This window comes from Bacillus sp. JZ105 (assembly GCF_053903125.1).
On record NZ_CP096387.1, the window covers coordinates 2,535,856 to 2,553,216 of the forward strand.

Annotated in this window: 15 protein-coding genes; 1 reads left to right on the forward strand and 14 read right to left on the reverse strand. The window is 40.6% G+C overall.

Features of this window, described 5'->3' with window-relative positions; all coding sequences use genetic code 11:
* Positions 1–32 precede the first annotated feature (32 nt).
* Both M1D81_RS13055 and hemA read right to left on the reverse strand, forming a co-directional pair.
* Positions 33–863 carry a cytochrome c biogenesis protein gene (locus M1D81_RS13055; RefSeq protein WP_024423174.1) on the reverse strand — a complete coding sequence of 277 codons (831 nt, stop codon included), beginning with the start codon at positions 861–863 and terminating at the stop codon, positions 33–35.
* 7 nt (positions 864–870) lie between these two features.
* The gene (hemA, locus tag M1D81_RS13060) at positions 871–2,238 is read right to left on the reverse strand and encodes a glutamyl-tRNA reductase (RefSeq protein ID WP_456267115.1); all 1,368 of its coding nucleotides are present in this window, start codon (positions 2,236–2,238) and stop codon (positions 871–873) included.
* Between the two features lie 242 nt (positions 2,239–2,480).
* Between hemA and M1D81_RS13065 the strand changes: the two genes are divergently transcribed.
* On the forward strand, positions 2,481–2,966 hold the full coding sequence (locus tag M1D81_RS13065; RefSeq protein WP_024423176.1) for a hypothetical protein: 486 nt from the start codon (positions 2,481–2,483) through the stop codon (positions 2,964–2,966).
* Positions 2,967–3,137: 171 nt separating this feature from the next.
* Here M1D81_RS13065 and M1D81_RS13070 read toward each other — a convergent pair whose 3' ends face one another.
* The 12 genes from M1D81_RS13070 to leuB all read right to left on the reverse strand — a co-directional run bounded on the left by M1D81_RS13070 (position 3,138) and on the right by leuB (position 17,351).
* Positions 3,138–3,533, reverse strand: a complete 396-nt coding sequence (locus M1D81_RS13070) for a hypothetical protein (RefSeq protein ID WP_456266678.1) — start codon at positions 3,531–3,533, stop codon at positions 3,138–3,140.
* Positions 3,534–4,682, reverse strand: coding sequence for an MFS transporter (locus M1D81_RS13075; RefSeq protein WP_456266677.1), 1,149 nt, complete (start codon positions 4,680–4,682; stop codon positions 3,534–3,536).
* A 71-nt stretch (positions 4,683–4,753) separates the two neighbouring features.
* On the reverse strand, positions 4,754–4,894 hold the full coding sequence (locus tag M1D81_RS13080) for a hypothetical protein (RefSeq protein WP_456266676.1): 141 nt from the start codon (positions 4,892–4,894) through the stop codon (positions 4,754–4,756).
* A 247-nt stretch (positions 4,895–5,141) separates the two neighbouring features.
* Positions 5,142–5,729, reverse strand: a complete 588-nt coding sequence (gene yihA, locus M1D81_RS13085; protein ID WP_024423177.1) for a ribosome biogenesis GTP-binding protein YihA/YsxC — start codon at positions 5,727–5,729, stop codon at positions 5,142–5,144.
* Complete coding sequence (gene lon, locus M1D81_RS13090; RefSeq protein WP_456266675.1) at positions 5,726–8,050, reverse strand: endopeptidase La; 2,325 nt, start codon at positions 8,048–8,050, stop codon at positions 5,726–5,728. Before lon ends, yihA begins: the two co-directional genes overlap by 4 nt.
* A 171-nt stretch (positions 8,051–8,221) precedes the next feature.
* Positions 8,222–9,883 carry an ATP-dependent protease LonB gene (gene lonB, locus M1D81_RS13095; RefSeq protein WP_456266674.1) on the reverse strand — a complete coding sequence of 554 codons (1,662 nt, stop codon included), beginning with the start codon at positions 9,881–9,883 and terminating at the stop codon, positions 8,222–8,224.
* A 136-nt stretch (positions 9,884–10,019) separates the two neighbouring features.
* On the reverse strand, positions 10,020–11,285 hold the full coding sequence (clpX, locus tag M1D81_RS13100) for an ATP-dependent protease ATP-binding subunit ClpX (RefSeq protein ID WP_024423180.1): 1,266 nt from the start codon (positions 11,283–11,285) through the stop codon (positions 10,020–10,022).
* Positions 11,286–11,536: 251 nt separating this feature from the next.
* A complete protein-coding gene (gene tig, locus M1D81_RS13105) occupies positions 11,537–12,811 on the reverse strand; it encodes a trigger factor (RefSeq protein WP_034279803.1) in 1,275 nt (424 codons plus the stop codon).
* 240 nt (positions 12,812–13,051) lie between these two features.
* Positions 13,052–14,059, reverse strand: coding sequence for a DNA damage checkpoint antagonist DdcA (gene ddcA / locus M1D81_RS13110; RefSeq protein WP_456266673.1), 1,008 nt, complete (start codon positions 14,057–14,059; stop codon positions 13,052–13,054).
* 125 nt (positions 14,060–14,184) lie between these two features.
* A complete protein-coding gene (leuD, locus tag M1D81_RS13115) occupies positions 14,185–14,784 on the reverse strand; it encodes a 3-isopropylmalate dehydratase small subunit (RefSeq protein WP_024423183.1) in 600 nt (199 codons plus the stop codon).
* A 13-nt stretch (positions 14,785–14,797) separates the two neighbouring features.
* The gene (gene leuC, locus M1D81_RS13120; protein ID WP_025092482.1) at positions 14,798–16,213 is read right to left on the reverse strand and encodes a 3-isopropylmalate dehydratase large subunit; all 1,416 of its coding nucleotides are present in this window, start codon (positions 16,211–16,213) and stop codon (positions 14,798–14,800) included.
* A gap of 40 nt (positions 16,214–16,253) precedes the next feature.
* On the reverse strand, positions 16,254–17,351 hold the full coding sequence (gene leuB / locus M1D81_RS13125) for a 3-isopropylmalate dehydrogenase (RefSeq protein WP_456266672.1): 1,098 nt from the start codon (positions 17,349–17,351) through the stop codon (positions 16,254–16,256).
* Between the last annotated feature and the right edge of the window lie 10 nt (positions 17,352–17,361).

The following is a 17,361-nucleotide window of genomic DNA, read 5'->3' on the forward strand; positions in this document are numbered from 1 at the left end:
CTTCCTCCCGACAATGCCTTTAAGACTCATCATTATTGAAACCAATGAAAGGTTGATAAGCTACCAAGCAGAAAATAATTAATCATCAGCACAAGAAATGAAGCGACATTCCATAGTGCCACGATTTTGCCCTGCATATTTCTCACCAATCTGATATATAAGTAAAAGCCGTATAAAAACAGCATAATAAACGAACCAAGCACCTTTGCATCTGTCCAGTACAACGTATCATACGAAATATATGCCCATATGATGCCAAGAATTAAACTAAGCAAGAGCATAGGCACACCAATGATGTTTAATACGTAAGCCATATGATCCAGCTTTGATAAGTCTTCAATTCTCAGAAGCCATTTTCCCCATTTTTTCTTTTTCAGCAAACGATATTGAAAGAGATAAAGCAGTGAAAACGCAAATGAAAGCGAAAAGGCACCGTAGGATAAAATCGCCATCGTAATATGAATCACGAGCAGTTCACTCGTCAGCTTCCCCGTTAGTTCTGCTGAATGGAGATCAGATGGTGTAAAGGTGTGAATCGCCATCATGGAAAAACCGATCACATTTGTAAAAAAGACAATAAATTCAACGCGCAATACCTTTGTGAGCACAAGAGACAGTGTCACAAGCACCCACGTATAAAAATATAACCCCTCTGCTACATTCAACACAGGGAATCGGTCTGTTTCCATCATAATATAGAACATGTAGACTGTTTGCAGCAGCCAGACAATAGAAAGCAACCAGAAAGCCATTTTTCCAGCCTTCCGGTTGTGTTGAAGAAAATCTATGAAATAGAACAAGACACTTAGTGCATAGATTAAGATCGTTGCTTCATTGAGTCTCGCTACAATGGATTCCATCATCGCTTAATCACTCACTGGCAACTGTAGCAAAGCCTTGCGCCATATTTGGTTTGAACAGCTGAAATGATCCTTGCTCCACCTGCATCGGCTCGGCCTTTTGCTCTTCATCTTCAACCTGTAAATCAAAGATTTCTTTAAAGAGTAAAAGCTTTTCCTCTGCATTCGGCTCCGCGGCAATTTCTTTTGCCTTTAAGATAGGATCTTTCAGCATTTGGTTAATGATGCTTTTCGTATGTTTATTTAACAGCTTCATTTCACGGTTTGTGAGGTTTGGAAGCTTCCGCTCAATACTCTGCATCGTATCGGCTTGAATTGTGAGTGCTTTTTCTCTCAGTGCAGAAATGACCGGAACAACACCTAACGTATTCAGCCATTGCTTAAATTCCACAATTTCTGCTTCAATCAGAAGCTCAACCTGCTCAGCCACTGCACGGCGTTCTTTTAAGTTGGCAGCCACGATGCCTTCAAGGTCATCAATGTCATACAAAAAAGCACCTTCTACTTCAGAAATGGCTGGATCTAAATCACGAGGTACAGCAATATCCACCATAAATAGAGGTCTGCCCTTCCGCTTTTTATTCGCACTTTCGACCATTTCTTTTGTAATAACAAATTGTTTCGCACCCGTTGAGCTGATTAAAATATCCGCTTCAGATAATGTTTTTTCTAATTGGTTTAAGCTCTTAGGCTCTCCTGAAAAACGACCCGCCAATTCCTTTGCTTTCTCAAACGTTCGATTGATAACCGTTACTTGGCCAATTCCTTGACCTTGAAGGTTTTGAGCCGCCAGTTCGCCCATTTTGCCCGCACCAAGAATCAGGACATGCTTATCAGAAAGACGTCCAAAGATTTTTTTGGCAAGCTCAACAGCTGCATAGCTGACAGATACGGCATTAGACGCAATATCTGTTTCCGCATGAGAGCGTTTTGCAACGGTTACCGCCTGTTTAAATAAATAATTGAAAACGGTACCAATGGTCTTCTCCTCTTGAGCTACTTTAAAGCTGGAACGTACTTGACCGAGTATTTGCGTTTCACCAATGACCATGGAATCAAGTCCACAAGCTACACGGAATAAATGCTCAACCGCTCCATCGTTTTCATAGAACTTCAAATATGGAGAGACATCTTCCTTTTCTAAACCGAACCAATCGGCTAAAAATCTTTTTATATAAAACCGTCCAGTATGAAGCTGATCTACTACTGCGTAGATCTCTGTTCGATTACATGTTGAGATGACGATATTCTCTAGAATGCTTTTTTCTTCTTTAAGCTTGGACATCGCTGTTCCGAGCTCACTCGGTTCAAAGCTCAGCTGTTCCCGTATCTCAACAGGGGCTGTTTTATAATCTAAACCCACAACAAGAATATGCATAACTTCAGCTTGCACCCCCAACGCCCTGTCTAATTTATAATAATTACAATATAGAATTTATTATTTATAATGATTATAACATATATTCATTTTTAACTGGATAAAAATTGTGAACAGATTTCAAAAATGTTGTGATATAGTAGAAAAATGTTCGACACCAATTATGCCAGATCGTCACTTCAAGCAATTTACCAGATTTGGCGCGTGCGGACAAATGATCTGCTTAAAAGAAGGTGACATCTTTGAAGAAGAAATCCATTTTGCTGCCGCTCACTTTACTGGCTGTAGCGCTATATGCCATTCTCTCAGGAGGTCAATTTGACATTTGGAAGGATCAAGAGAAATGGTATACACTTGTACTGCTTTTTGGCCTCGCGTTCTTATATCAAGGAAAAAAGGAGCAAGAAAGTGCTCATGTGTTTATCGGTATGCTCATGACAGGCCTTTCGCTACACTTTATTCTTCAGCCTAAATTGGACCACTGGCCAGACACATTTACAATGATTGTGTTCATCGTAGGACTTGCACTCTTTGTGAAATCATCTCAGAAAAAAGAATATCGTATTGAAAGTGTTGTGCTGATCGCACTCGGTTTGTTCCTTTATTTCTTTCAGCAAATTACAAAACAGCTAAGTTCCCTTTCGATCCCTGTTTCCGGCTTTGAATTGTACTGGCCTTATGTACTGATTGCTGTCAGTCTCCTCTTATTATTTTTAAAAAGGAAATAACTTATACTTATAAAACAACAATTGACTGTTTGTTAAATTTTTGAAATATACTTAAAGATAAGAATAACCGTCTTATCTGCAATTGCTTGTTTAGCACCATTTTTGCAGGTAAGACGGTTTTGTTTTCCTATCCATGTATCAATTTTCAACAAAATGATAGAAGTGTTGCTGTCAAATTTTCCTCTCAAGTTCATTTTCGTCAGGCAATCTAAAGCCAAATTCTTTTTCCCATAAATCATTCCCGCTATCAAATATTTCATTTAATATATCAACTTCATTAGCTTGATTCCCATATCCAGCATCATGGGCTAAAATAATACCAAAATATGACATACAATCGTAGTAATAGTTTTGTGGTAATAGCATATGTAAATGCCAAACCTCATCAATTTCAGTATTTGGAGCAAAAGAACGATCGGGATATTTTTTAATCATGAACCAAAATTTTTTGTATTGATCTACTAAACGAGTAACATTTTCTTTATTCATTCCTTCAAAATAGTAACCAAACCTCAAACAGGCTTCTACTAAGTCCACTGAAAATTCAGGATAACTCAACTTATCCATTCATTGAACTCCCCTTTTTAAAATATTTTTTAGAATCAAAAATCGAATGACTCCAATACAAAGACATAACGGAATGATGTAATGAATATTGAAAAATTTTGAGCTTTCCAGCATGAATGTAATAACTGTAATAATTAATATTGTTCCTAACTGATTTAATGTATTCATACCTGCGAGCGCTATACTTCTATAATTAGGATCAAAAAAAACTAAAAAAGAAGATTTGATTAAACTCATAAACAATGGATTAATGAGTGTCAAAATAAAAAAACCTATTAAAAACAATGAACTATTGGGAGCTAGGATCATCAAAATTAAACCAAATATGAGAAATATCATTATAAAATAGACTCTCGAATGTATTTTTTTTATATCAATTCTTCGGATCAATAGATTTCCTAGTAAAACTGATACCCCACCAATTAGCCAAAATAATGATACAGTCAGATCACTTGCAGAAAACGTTTCTTTCAGAATAATAAAGGAATAATTCATAACTATAGGTAAAAACATCCCATCAATAAACATGATGAACAAATAACTCTTTGGTGTTTTTTTGAATATTCCAACATTCTTTAAAGATATACTTTCAATTTTCAAGCGGGGAACAATCGGATATAAATACTCATACACCAACAAAGCAACAAAGAACATTAGAAAAAAAAGATACATTTCCTCCCCAATGAATATAAATAAAATGGGCCCACTAAAGAAACCAATTGTTTTAGCTGAAAGTAAAAACATATTACGATATGCAATATCTTTATGAGGCTGATTGGATAAATACATGTTAAAACCTGATTCCAAAATAAACGATAGGCCATTTATAAAAAATTGAAAAGCAAGCATTAAACAAAACATTAAATTAAATAATTGTTTGTTTAAAGCAAAAAACGAAACAATGGTTAAGATGGACAAAGTAATGACGAAAAATTTTGCCGTGTATTTAGATAAGACTTTAAATAAATAATTACTCACAATATTACTTAAAATAAACGAAAAACCACCAATCAGATACATACTGCCTGCATAAAAATATGAGCCAGTCATTTCAAAAAAATAAAGAGGCAATCCAGTCCAAACTAATGCCCCTATGAAAACGATCATGGTATCCAAATAGACTAATGTATTCACTTTCCTAATGTTCATATACACTATTCCTTATTTAAGTGGTTAGAAACAGAGATTTTAAAAATCTCTGTTTCTCATGAAAATCTCTCTTACTTTTTCTTTAATTCCTTTTGCATTTCTTTCATTTCATTTAGCGAGTAATTATAGCATGTTCTCGCCTTCAGTTTTGATTGCTTTTCCTTCATTTCATTTAGTGAGTAATTGTAACAAGTTCTTGCTTTTAAATTCATTATTACCACTCCTATCTGAAATTTTTTCAATTTCATATTAGCAAAATTGTTTTTATTTGTAAACAAAGTATTTATTTAACACCAAATGCAATTTTAATTAACTTTCCGCAACAAACAATTTAAGTGATTTTAGAAACAAAAACTAATTTTAAATTCATCGTTTTCATTCATATTCTACGTCCTCTGTCCGCATATAAAAAAAAGTTGTAAGAAAACATAAGTTTTCTTACAACTTTTTTATTGCTTCTTAGCCGTTTACTTTCGCAAGGATCGCATTCCAGGCTTCATCTTTTCCTTTTTTTGTTTCAGAAGAGAATAAGATGAGTTCATCTGATGGGTCAATGTCGAGCGTCTGTTTGACGACTTTCGCATGTTTTTCCCATTTGCCTTTTGGAATTTTATCCGCTTTTGTTGCGATGACGATCACGGGAACTCCGTAATATTTAAGGAACTCATACATGTTCACATCATCTACTGATGGCTTATGGCGCAGATCCACAATTTGGACGACTGCTTTTAATTCTTCACGCATTGTAATATACGTTTCGATCATTCTACCCCAGGCCTCACGCTCTGTTTTTGATACTTTGGCAAAGCCGTAGCCCGGAACATCCACAAAATGGAGCATATCATTAATAATGTAGAAATTAAGCGTCTGGGTCTTACCTGGTTTAGAAGACGTACGCGCTAAATTTTTACGATTAATCAATGAGTTGATGAACGAGGACTTTCCAACATTTGATCGTCCAGCAAGCGCGATTTCAGGCAGTCCGCCGCTTGGGTACTGCTCTGGTTTCACCGCACTAATGACGATATCTGATTTTGTTACTTTCATCTTCCCTCTCCTACCAACGCTTTCTCAAGCACCTCATCTAAATGTGAGACCGGAATAAAGGTTAGTCCTTCTCTCACACTTTCAGGAATATCATCAATATCCTTCTCATTGTCCTTTGGAAGAATAATGGTTTTCAATCCTGCACGATGTGCGCCTAATGCTTTTTCTTTTAATCCGCCAATCGGAAGCACTCTTCCTCTTAACGTTATCTCTCCTGTCATACCAACCTCTTTTGACACAGGACGTCCTGTGAGTGCTGATACAAGAGCCGTCGCAATGGTGATACCAGCTGAAGGCCCGTCCTTTGGAACCGCACCTTCTGGAACATGGATATGAATATCGTGCTTTTCATTAAAATTAGGATCAATGTTCAGTTCATCTGCTTTGGAACGAATATAACTGAATGCCGCCTGTGCAGATTCTCTCATGACATCGCCAAGCTTACCTGTTAACAAGAGCTTGCCTTTACCAGGAGAAAGTGATACCTCAATGGATAAGGTGTCTCCTCCAACTGTCGTATACGCAAGTCCTGTGACAACCCCGACTTGGTCTGTCGTTTCAGCCTGGCCATAACGGTAAAGTCTTTTTCCAAGGAATTCAGATAAGTTCTTTTCCGTCACTGTGATGCGCTTGCGTTCTTCAGCCACAATCGCTCTTGCCGCTTTTCGGCAAATGGCCGCAAGCTGACGCTCTAATCCACGAACTCCTGCTTCTCTTGTGTAATAGCGAATCATATCATAAATCGCTGCTTCACGAAGCTGCAAGTTCCCTTTCTTTAATCCGTGCTCCTTTAGCTGCTTCGGCAGAAGGTGATCTTTCACAATCTCTGCTTTTTCAACCTCTGTATACCCTGCAATCGTGATAATCTCCATTCTATCACGAAGTGGACCTGGAATGGTTGCTAAATTGTTGGCAGTGGCAATAAATAACACCTGCGATAAATCAAATGTCTCTTCAATATAGTGATCGCTAAAGTTGTGATTTTGCTCTGGATCCAGCACTTCAAGCATCGCAGAGGACGGATCACCTCTAAAATCAGAGGACATCTTATCGATTTCATCTAAAAGAAACACTGGATTCATTGTGCCTGCCTTACTCATCCCGCGAATGATACGGCCTGGCATCGCCCCTACATACGTTCTTCTATGTCCGCGAATCTCAGATTCATCACGCACCCCGCCAAGAGAGATACGGATAAACTTTCGATCAAGTGATTTAGCAATCGATTTGGCAAGTGACGTTTTCCCTACCCCAGGAGGTCCTGCTAAGCAAAGAATCGGTCCTTTTAATGAATTGGTCAGCTTCTGTACAGCAAGGTATTCAAGCACACGTTCCTTGACTTTTTCCAGCCCATGATGCTCATCATCTAAAATTTCACTTGCAAGCTTTAAATCTAGACGATCTTCTGTATAGATGCCCCATGGAAGATTGATCAGCCAATCAATATAATTTCGAATGACAGAGCTCTCCGCAGAGCTTGAAGGAATTTTTTCATAACGGTTCAATTCTTTTAACGCCGTTTCACGAACAGACTCAGGCATGCTGGACTCTTCGATTTTAGACATTAATGAACTGACTTCGCCTGTTTTCCCTTCCTTGTCTCCAAGCTCCTTTTGAATGGCTTTCATTTGTTCACGCAAATAATATTCTTTTTGCGTTCGTTCCATTGAACGTTTGACGCGCTGTCCAATTTTCTTTTCAATTTCCAGCACTTCTTTTTCATTGTGGATTAAGCTGATGACACGATTCAGACGTTTTTTGACATCCACTGTTTCCAGTACTTCTTGTTTATCCTTTAATTTGAGCGGCAGGTGAGAAGCGACGATATCTGCCATTCTCCCCGGTTCCTCAATATCCGTCACCGTTGCATATGTTTCAGCTGAGATTTTTTTTGAAATTTTTATGTACTGATCAAAGTGATCTAACAAAGTGCGCATGAGTGCTTCTGCTTCTGCGTCCTTTAATTCTTCTTCTGCCAATTCTTTAATATCGACGGACGTATAGTCCTCAAGCTCCACGTATGAATCGATCTGCGCTCGATTTAAGCCTTCAACGAGTACACGAATCGTTCCATTCGGCAGCTTCAGCATTTGTTTGATTTTTGTGTAGGTGCCGACTTTGAAAATTTCCTCTTCACCTGGTTCATCTATTGAAATTTCCCGCTGTGTTGCTAGAAAAATCATATGATCGTTCATCATCGCCTGTTCTAATGCTTGAACAGACTTCTCGCGTCCAACGTCCAAATGCAAGACCATTGTTGGATAAACAAGCAAGCCTCGCAGTGGAAGGAGCGGAACATTCTTTTTGATTTCATCTGCCATGTTGATTGACACCTCCGTCACTAGTATGAATCATTATAATATATCTGTTTCAGTCTTGTACAATGTAAAAGACTTAAGAAATGATGATCTTACCGTAGTATACCCTTTCTTTTTATCTTGAAAAAGAAAAAAAGATCTATTTCACTAAAAAATCCCCATATGTGATGGGGATTAAACAGATTTTCTTTTCATTTCCTCTTCTAGTCCATCTTTCTTCTCGTCTGGCGGGTTGACCAAACAGTGATCCAGCACCTCTTGGAAGTGCTTCACAGGCACAATGGTGACGCCTTCAATCTCTTTTAAGATCGACTGCTGGTTGTCATAAGGAATAATCACGGTTGTGGCACCAGCTTGTTTCGCCGCCTTAATCTTCGATATCACACCGCCAATCGGCTTCACCTGACCCTGCAATCCGATTTCACCTGTCATTGCTGTCAGATGATCAATCGGGATTTGATGAATGGCAGAGAAAATCGCCGCCGCCATGGCAATCCCAGCAGACGGTCCATCAATAGGGGCACCGCCTGGAAAATTAATATGGATGTCATATTCATTTGTCCGTATCCCTAAGTTTCTCAGCACTGTTAATACATTTTCAACAGATCCTTTTGCCATACTTTTTCGTCGAATGGATTTAGATTGACTGCCAATGCTTTCTTCTTCTGCAATACCTGTAATGTTGATACTTCCTTTTTCAAGCGCCTTACATATATTCACTTCAATCTCGAGCAAGGCACCGCTGTTTGGTCCGTAGACTGCCAGACCATTCACTACACCGACTTTTGGCTTTTCCGGTACTTTTTGTTCATATCTTGGTGTCAGCTGGCTTGAGTGAATGACCCACTCGACATCGGCGATCGTGATGTCTTTTCTGTTTTCCGTGACGGCCATTCCAGCGGCGATCTGCACCATATTGACTGCTTCACGGCCATTTTTCACATAAGAGGTTAACAGGTTCAGCCCTTCATCACATAATTCCTTTTGGATTTTCTGGACAGCCTTAGCAGCGACAATTTTCAGTTCATGCTGGTCAAGGTCCTTAAAGAAAATTTCCAAACACCTCGATCGAATCGCTGGTGGAATTTCTTCAGGTGTTCTTGTCGTGGCGCCAATCAATCGAAAATCAGCCGGAAGTCCATTTTGAAAAATGTCATGAATGTGATTCGGAATTTGAGTGTTTTCCTCGCTGTAGTAGGCGCTATCTAAAAATACTTTCCGATCTTCAAGGACTTTCAGCATTTTGTTCATTTGAATCGGATGCAGTTCCCCAATTTCATCGATAAACAGAACCCCGCCATGCGCATGCGTAACGGCTCCTTGTTTTGGCTGCGGAATACCTGCCTGTCCCATCGCTCCCGCCCCTTGGTAAATCGGGTCATGCACAGAACCAATGAGCGGGTCTGCGATGCCCCGTTCATCGAATCTTGCGGTTGTGGCATCGAGCTCCACAAATACCGCATCTTTCTTAAACGGTGAATCAGCATGACGTTTCGCTTCTTCCATGACAAGACGGGCAGCGGCTGTTTTTCCCACCCCCGGTGGTCCGTAGACAATGACATGCTGAGGATTCGGTCCGCACAGCGCTGCTTTTAGAGCACGAATGCCGTCTTCCTGCCCTACAATATCTTGAAACCCCTTTGGCCGGACTCTCTCTGATAAAGGCTCACTCAGCTTGATTGACCGCATCTTTCTGAGTGCTTCCATTTCTTTTTTTGATTCTTTGTCTATCGTCACCTTTTGTGTGCGCTGATTTCGCAGTAAGTTCCAAAAGTACAGCCCGATGACGATACCAAAGAACAGCTGTATAAATAATACGATTCCTGTCCAGCTCAATCGGTGCTCCCTCCTTCATCTATCGTATGTATTGGTTTCTGTCTGCTAGTATTTCCTAGAGCTGGACGGAATAAACACGTCTTCTTCGATAAATAAAAAACTCCTGAATCAAAATGATTCAGGAGTAAAACTTCTCTTATGCAGATGTTTTAGTATCTTTGTTGACGACTGTGCCATCCTTTAACACAAGACGCGGCGGCTCACCATCAGCAACCGTTGCACCAGTGATGACACATTTTTCAATATCATCACGAGATGGAAGGTCAAACATGACATCTAGCATGATGCCTTCAATGATCGAGCGAAGACCACGAGCTCCTGTTTTACGCTCAATTGCCTTTTTCGCAATTTCGCTAAGAGCATCTTCTTCAAATTCAAGCTCTACATCGTCAAGCTCAAGCATTTTTGTATATTGCTTAACAAGCGCATTTTTAGGCTTCGTCAAGATTTCTACAAGTGCTTTTTCATCTAACGGCTCTAGGCTTGCAATAACCGGCAGACGACCGATGAATTCTGGAATTAAACCGAAGCGAAGCAAGTCTTCTGGCAGTACTTTTGATAGAAGGACTTCTTTTTCAAGATCTTCGACTTTATTTTCCGCACCGAATCCAATTACTTTTTGACCTAAGCGGCGTTTGATGATTTGCTCAATCCCGTCAAAGGCTCCTCCACAAATGAAAAGGATGTTCGTCGTATCAATTTGAATGAATTCTTGATGCGGATGCTTACGTCCACCTTGAGGCGGTACACTAGCGACTGTTCCTTCAAGAATTTTCAAAAGGGCTTGCTGGACGCCTTCCCCAGATACATCGCGAGTGATAGAAGGGTTTTCTGATTTTCTTGCTACTTTATCGATCTCATCGATGTAGATAATGCCTTTTTCCGCTTTTTCTACATCATAATCCGCTGCCTGGATCAGCTTTAGTAAAATATTCTCTACGTCTTCACCAACATAACCCGCTTCAGTTAATGATGTTGCATCTGCGATCGCAAATGGCACATTTAAAATACGTGCAAGTGTTTGAGCAAGTAATGTTTTACCGCTTCCTGTTGGTCCAATCATAGAAATATTACTTTTCGAAAGCTCAACATCATCAATCTTGCTGTTGGAATTGATCCGTTTGTAGTGGTTATACACCGCTACAGCTAAGGATTTTTTCGCATTGTCTTGTCCGATGACATATTCATCAAGAATCTCCCGAATTTCATGAGGCTTCGGAACATCCTTGAATTCAACTTCTTCCTCTGTGCCGAGCTCTTCTTCAACTATTTCCGTGCAAAGCTCGATACATTCATCACATATATATACGCCAGGTCCTGCGACCAGTTTACGCACTTGATCTTGCGTTTTTCCGCAAAACGAGCATTTTAATTGACCTTTTTCCTCGTTGAATTTAAACATTCTTTCACCCCTTATTCTTCTTCACTTGCCTGTAGCTAACAGTCAGCTACCTTTCTGGGTCCACTATGTATGCATTTTACCATACTTTCCTAAAAGACGGTAACGATGTGTTTCTAACACTGCACATTGAGATATGTATGACAGAAAGATGCGACTTACACTATCGTTTCCAAAAGAAGCGATGATAAGTCAAAAATTGTACAAAACAAGGCACGAGTCACTCGCGCCCTGTTTTATTATTATGCACCATATTAACGGTTTTCTACAAGAAAATCAATTGCTTTACGAACTTTTAGATCTTCTTTCATTGCTTCAGTAGATCCGATCGCTTGTTTGATATTTTCAATTGGCATGTTGTATGCTTCAGCCATTTTTGAAAGTTCTTCTTCCACTTCTTCGTCAGACACTTGTAAGTTTTCTGCAGCAGCAATTGCTTCAAGTGTTAGGTTAGATTTTACGCGTTTAGCAGCATCTTCTTTCATTTGCTCTTTCAGCGCATCTTCATCTTGTCCAGAGAATTGGAAGTAAAGCTCAAGGTTCATTCCTTGCATTTGAAGACGCTGTTCGAATTCTTTCATCATGCGGTCTAGCTCTGTATCAACCATCGCTTGCGGGATGTCAACTTCCGCATTTTCAGAAGCTTTCGCAACTAGCTCTTCACGAAGTTTTCCTTCTGCTTCGTTTTCTTTTGCTTCTTCAAGACGTTTCTTCGTTTTTTCAGTTAACTCAGCAAGCGTTTCTACTTCTTCATCAACATCTTTAGCGAACTCATCGTCAAGTGCTGGAAGTTCTTTTGCTTTGATTTCATGAATTTTCACTTTGAATACAGCTGGTTTACCTGCAAGGTCTTCAGCATGGTATTCTTCTGGGAATGTAACTTCTACGTCTTTTTCAGCGCCAGCTTCAAGACCAACTAATTGCTCTTCGAAACCAGGGATGAATGAACCAGAACCTACTTCAAGAGAGTAGTTCTCAGCTTTTCCGCCTTCGAATGCTTCTCCATCAACGAATCCTTCGAAATCAAGAACAACTGTATCGCCGTTTTCGATTGCGCCTTCTTCTTTGACAACAAGCTCAGCTTGACGGTTTTGCATGCCTTTAAGCTCTTCTTGTACATCTTCATCAGTAACAGCTGTGTCGTCTTTTTCTACGTTAAGACCTTTGTAGTCACCAAGTTTTACTTCAGGTTTCACTGTTACTTTTGCAGTGAAGATTAAGCTTTCGCCTTTTTCGATTTTCTCAACATCGATTTCAGGACGGTCAACTGGCTCAATACCAGCTTCGTCAATTGCTTTTGGATATTCAACTGGAAGAAGAATATCTAATGCATCTTGATAAAGAGATTCTACACCAAAACGCTGCTCGAAAAGACCACGTGGTACTTTCCCTTTACGGAATCCAGGGATCGATACTTGCTTAACCACTTTCTTAAATGCATCATCAAGTGCTTTGTTAAATGTTTCAGCGTCAACTTCTACAGTTAGTACGCCTTCGTTACCTTCTTGTTTTTCCCATTTTACTGACATGTGTGTTTCCCTCCAAAAATCTATTCAGATTGTGCGTTGCTCCATTCTAAAGCATCATAAAGACTTCGTCCAATCAAAAACCACGCACTCCGCTAAGAAGCTTGCATTATGTATACAACATTTGACTTGATTATACATATCGTCTTTCAACTGTTGGAATCTGACAACTGCACTATATATGCACAAATACAACCATTATATTATAACATAACAAGTCCGTCTTTCAACTAAATCGACAAATTACAAATAAGAAATTTCTTCAATATCTTTCAGCATTGTGCAAGCTTCTCTCAGCTCTCGTTCGTTAAATTCATACAATAGATGCAATTCTTCGAGTTCAATCTCAATCCCATGCATTTCATAGCCGACTTTATGAAGTGCCGCTGCCCAAAGACTCGGATCTGTGTATTTAGGAAGAAATGGATACAGCACAAATAAGTGCCGGCGCCATAACTCTTCCACGGCTTGGTAAAGGGTTGGATTCTCATTGCCGAGCGTGTCATCAAGCATACGAAGAACTTGCTGAAGAAGCGGCATCTGCTCTGGCTTTACAGCCTCAGAAGGAATAAGGGTTAAAGAATCACCGAATTTTGTCACATGAACCGGTTTTGCCACATCATGATCTGCCAGAAGCTGCAGAATCATTGATTTGACCAAAGGGTTCCCATCAGGATTTTGTAAGATGGTATTTAATAGACCCATATGCGGTGTAATATTCCGGTCTTTCAATGAATGAATGAACTGGACCTGTTCTTCCGGACGCTTCAGCATATCATCTATGTTGACCTCACTTCCAGCGTCCTCATCTTCATCTAAAATTTCTTCAGGTGATTCGATCATTTTTCTGCTAAATTCGAGCAGCTTGTAAAAATGCTCCGCGCTTTCTGCCGGAAGATGGTTTTCCTCGAGCACAGCCTCAATCGTCTGTTTGACTTCTTCATATTCTTTCAGCTGAATGAGGATCGTCATATACACTTGGAGCACAGTGAAATAGTGGCCATATCCTTCATGCAGCATTTTTTCACAAACACGCTTTGCATCCTGCAGCTCACCCAGCTCCAGAAAACAAATGGCCATTCCGAGGTGAATATCGGATTCTTCATCGTCATCGTACGATTTAGCTTCTGAAAACAAGTGAAGCGCCTCTTGATACTGCTTTTCTTTTAATGCTGCCATTCCTTTTTCAATCAGTCTTTCTTTCAGACCAGGAAACAAAATGACATTATCTTTCTTCTTGTCATGCTTCATGCTTACGTTCCTTTCGGGCGCATATTTTTTATCAGTTTACCAACGAAGATTAGTAAACACAAGTAACGAGAGGTTTTCATGCAAAAAAGAAGCCGTCACACCTCGGGCGGACAGCTTCTCGTTGCTTAAGCGCGCAGCCAGCTGCTGCGCTTTTCTTCAAATGCTTGAATGTCATCTTCTAGAAGTAATGTTAATGAAATCTCATCATAACCATTTAGGAGCATTTCTCTCCAGTGAGGGTCGACTTGAAAGGGGGTGATATTCCCTTCATGATCTTCTATCTGCTGTTTTTCAAGATCAACCGTCATCTCATACCCTTTGTTCTCATATGACGCAGCGAAGGTTTTCCACACATCATAATCAAGGCGAATCGGAAGCATCCCATTTTTAAAGCAGTTTTGATGAAATATATCTGCGAATGATGGTGCGATGACAATTTTAAAGCCATAATCATCAAGCGCCCAAGGAGCATGTTCCCTAGATGATCCGCAGCCAAAGTTCTCCCCTGCGATCAAAATGGATGCTCCTTCATAGATCGGCTGATTTAGTTCAAAATCTGGATTTGGGCTGCCATCGGCTAAATAACGCCAGTCGAAAAAGGCAAAGCGGCCATATCCTGTTCGTTCAATTCTTTTTAAAAATTGCTTTGGAATAATTTGATCTGTATCTACATTGATACGGTTAAGCACAGCGGCTTTTCCTTTATGAGTGACTAAAGGCTCCATCTATGACAACTCCTTACACGACTGTTTTCTCTTGATTAAACTTCCTGACATCGACAAAGCGGCCATGTATCGCAGCCATTGCAGCCATTGCAGGGCTGACAAGATGCGTTCTCGCACCCTTCCCTTGACGCCCTTCAAAGTTACGGTTTGATGTGGACGCGCAGCGTTCGCCCTCCGGTACCACATCGTTATTCATACTAAGGCACATACTGCAGCCTGATTCTCTCCATTCAAATCCTGCTTCAAGGAAGATTTCATGAAGACCTTCTTTTTCTGCTTGCAATTTGACACTTTGAGAGCCAGGCACCACAATCGCTCTGACATGATCTGCTACTTTTTGTCCTTCAATCATAGAAGCGGCTTGGCGTAAATCAGTCATTCTTGAGTTCGTACATGAGCCGATAAAGACATGCTCAATCGTAATATCTTCTATACGCTGATGCGGATGGACACCCATGTATTCATAAGCACGAATCGCTTCTTTTTGATCATCTTCTTGTGCAAAGTCCTCAGGTCCTGGGATTGATGCATCCACAGGCAGTACCATTCCTGGGTTAATTCCCCACGTAACCATTGGTGAAATCTGATTTCCATCTAACACAATGGTTTTATCGTAGGTTGCCCCTGGATCTGTTCTAAGTTCTTCCCATTCTTTAATAGCTGCTTCGAAGTCTTCACCCTGCGGTGCATATTTGCGGCCGCGGCAATATTCGAAGGTGACTTCATCAGGTGCAATCAATCCTGCTCTTGCGCCTGCTTCAATTGACATATTACAAACGGTCATCCGCTCATCCATCGTCATGTTTCTGAATACTTCCCCAGTGTATTCAATGACATAACCTGAGCCGAACTTCACGCCGTGCGCACCAATGACGGCTAAAATGACATCTTTGGCGGTTACCCCTTTTTGAAGCTTTCCGTCTACTCTAATTTCTAGCGTTTTCGGACGCTGCTGCCAAAGTGTTTGTGTAGAAAGTACATGTTCAACCTCACTAGTACCGATCCCAAAGGCAAGTGCACCAAACGCGCCGTGAGTTGATGTATGACTATCTCCACAAACGATTGTTTTCCCCGGAAGTGTCAATCCAAGCTCAGGTCCAACGACATGGACGATTCCTTGGTCAACACTGTGAAGGTCAGCAAGACGAACGCCAAATTCCGCACAGTTGCGCTCTAAGGCACTCACTTGCTTTTTAGCAATCTCATCTTTGATCACAAATCGATTCACAGTTGGGATGTTATGATCCATCGTCGCAAACGTGTTTTGAGGTCTTCTCACCTTGCGCCCTTTTTGTCTTAATCCTTCAAATGCTTGAGGTGATGTCACTTCATGCACCAAGTGCAGATCAATATATAAAAGGTCTGGTTTTCCCTCGCCGCTTTTGACTACATGCTGATCCCATATTTTTTCGATGATTGTTCGAGGCATAACCCTTTTCCTCCCTCTACCTAATTCCACAAGATTCTATTTACACAATGGTTTGCACGCGCTGCTTGAGTGCGTCTACAACCGCATTAGTGATTTCTTCAGTCGTTTGATAAGTTCCCTCTTTTGCTGCTAAATCTTTTGTTCGTTTGCCAGAGGCAAGAACAGCCTCCACAGCTTCTTCTATTGCAGCCGCTTCTTCTTCTAATGCAAAGGAAGTTCTAAGCAAGCTTGCTGCTGATAAAATGGTTGCCAGAGGGTTTGCAACGTTTTGCCCCGCAATATCGGGTGCTGAACCATGAATTGGCTCATATAAATGAAGGCCTGTGCTTGATAAACTAGCAGATGGCAGCATGCCGAGTGATCCAGTAATCATAGAAGCTTCGTCACTTAAAATATCACCGAACATATTTTCCGTCACAATGACATCAAATTGAGCGGGCTTGTAAATCAGCTGCATGGCAGCATTATCGACGAGCATATGCTCAAATTCAACTTCTGGATATTGAGCAGCAACTTCTCCTACTGCATCCCGCCATAGTTTACTAGAAGCAAGAACATTCGCTTTATCCACAGACGTCACTTTTTTCCGTCTTGTTAAGGCCATGTCGAACGCTTCTTTTAATACGCGGACAATTTCTTCCTTTGTATAAAGGAGCGTATCAACGGCAGCTTCTTTTCCTTCATCATCCGTATAGCGTTCGCTTGGTTCACCAAAATAGAGACCGCCTGTTAATTCACGAACGATGACGAAATCAACTCCGTTAATGTGATCTTGTTTTAACGGAGATGCCTCGCTTAAGCTATCGAACACCTTTACAGGGCGGATATTGGCAAATAAGTCCAGCTGTTTACGAATGGCAAGCAGGCCTTTTTCTGGACGAAGCTCTGGCGGGTTTTGATCCCACTTTGGTCCGCCGACTGCTCCTAATAAAATCGCATCAGAGCCTTTGCATACATCTACTGTTTCCTTTGGAAGCGGGTTGTTTTTTTCATCTATTGCGATACCGCCAATGAGCGCAGTTTCGAATTCGAATTCGTGCTTAAATTGAGCCGCTGTCTCTTGAAGGACTGCGACTGCAGATGTCACGACTTCCGGTCCGATTCCATCGCCGGGCAAAAGTGCAATTTTCTTTTTCATGAGAACCTTC

What these genes read in the sequence shown, in the direction of transcription:
- M1D81_RS13055 (WP_024423174.1), bottom strand. Translation starts at nt 863, where the DNA reads ATGATGGAATCCATTGTAGCGAGACTCAATGAAGCAACGATCTTAATC.
- hemA (WP_456267115.1), bottom strand. Translation starts at nt 2,238, where the DNA reads ATGCATATTCTTGTTGTGGGTTTAGATTATAAAACAGCCCCTGTTGAG.
- M1D81_RS13070 (WP_456266678.1), bottom strand. Translation starts at nt 3,533, where the DNA reads ATGGATAAGTTGAGTTATCCTGAATTTTCAGTGGACTTAGTAGAAGCC.
- M1D81_RS13075 (WP_456266677.1), bottom strand. Translation starts at nt 4,682, where the DNA reads ATGAACATTAGGAAAGTGAATACATTAGTCTATTTGGATACCATGATC.
- M1D81_RS13080 (WP_456266676.1), bottom strand. Translation starts at nt 4,894, where the DNA reads ATGAATTTAAAAGCAAGAACTTGTTACAATTACTCACTAAATGAAATG.
- yihA (WP_024423177.1), bottom strand. Translation starts at nt 5,729, where the DNA reads ATGAAAGTAACAAAATCAGATATCGTCATTAGTGCGGTGAAACCAGAG.
- lon (WP_456266675.1), bottom strand. Translation starts at nt 8,050, where the DNA reads ATGGCAGATGAAATCAAAAAGAATGTTCCGCTCCTTCCACTGCGAGGC.
- clpX (WP_024423180.1), bottom strand. Translation starts at nt 11,285, where the DNA reads ATGTTTAAATTCAACGAGGAAAAAGGTCAATTAAAATGCTCGTTTTGC.
- tig (WP_034279803.1), bottom strand. Translation starts at nt 12,811, where the DNA reads ATGTCAGTAAAATGGGAAAAACAAGAAGGTAACGAAGGCGTACTAACT.
- ddcA (WP_456266673.1), bottom strand. Translation starts at nt 14,059, where the DNA reads ATGAAGCATGACAAGAAGAAAGATAATGTCATTTTGTTTCCTGGTCTG.
- leuD (WP_024423183.1), bottom strand. Translation starts at nt 14,784, where the DNA reads ATGGAGCCTTTAGTCACTCATAAAGGAAAAGCCGCTGTGCTTAACCGT.
- leuC (WP_025092482.1), bottom strand. Translation starts at nt 16,213, where the DNA reads ATGCCTCGAACAATCATCGAAAAAATATGGGATCAGCATGTAGTCAAA.
- leuB (WP_456266672.1), bottom strand. Translation starts at nt 17,351, where the DNA reads ATGAAAAAGAAAATTGCACTTTTGCCCGGCGATGGAATCGGACCGGAA.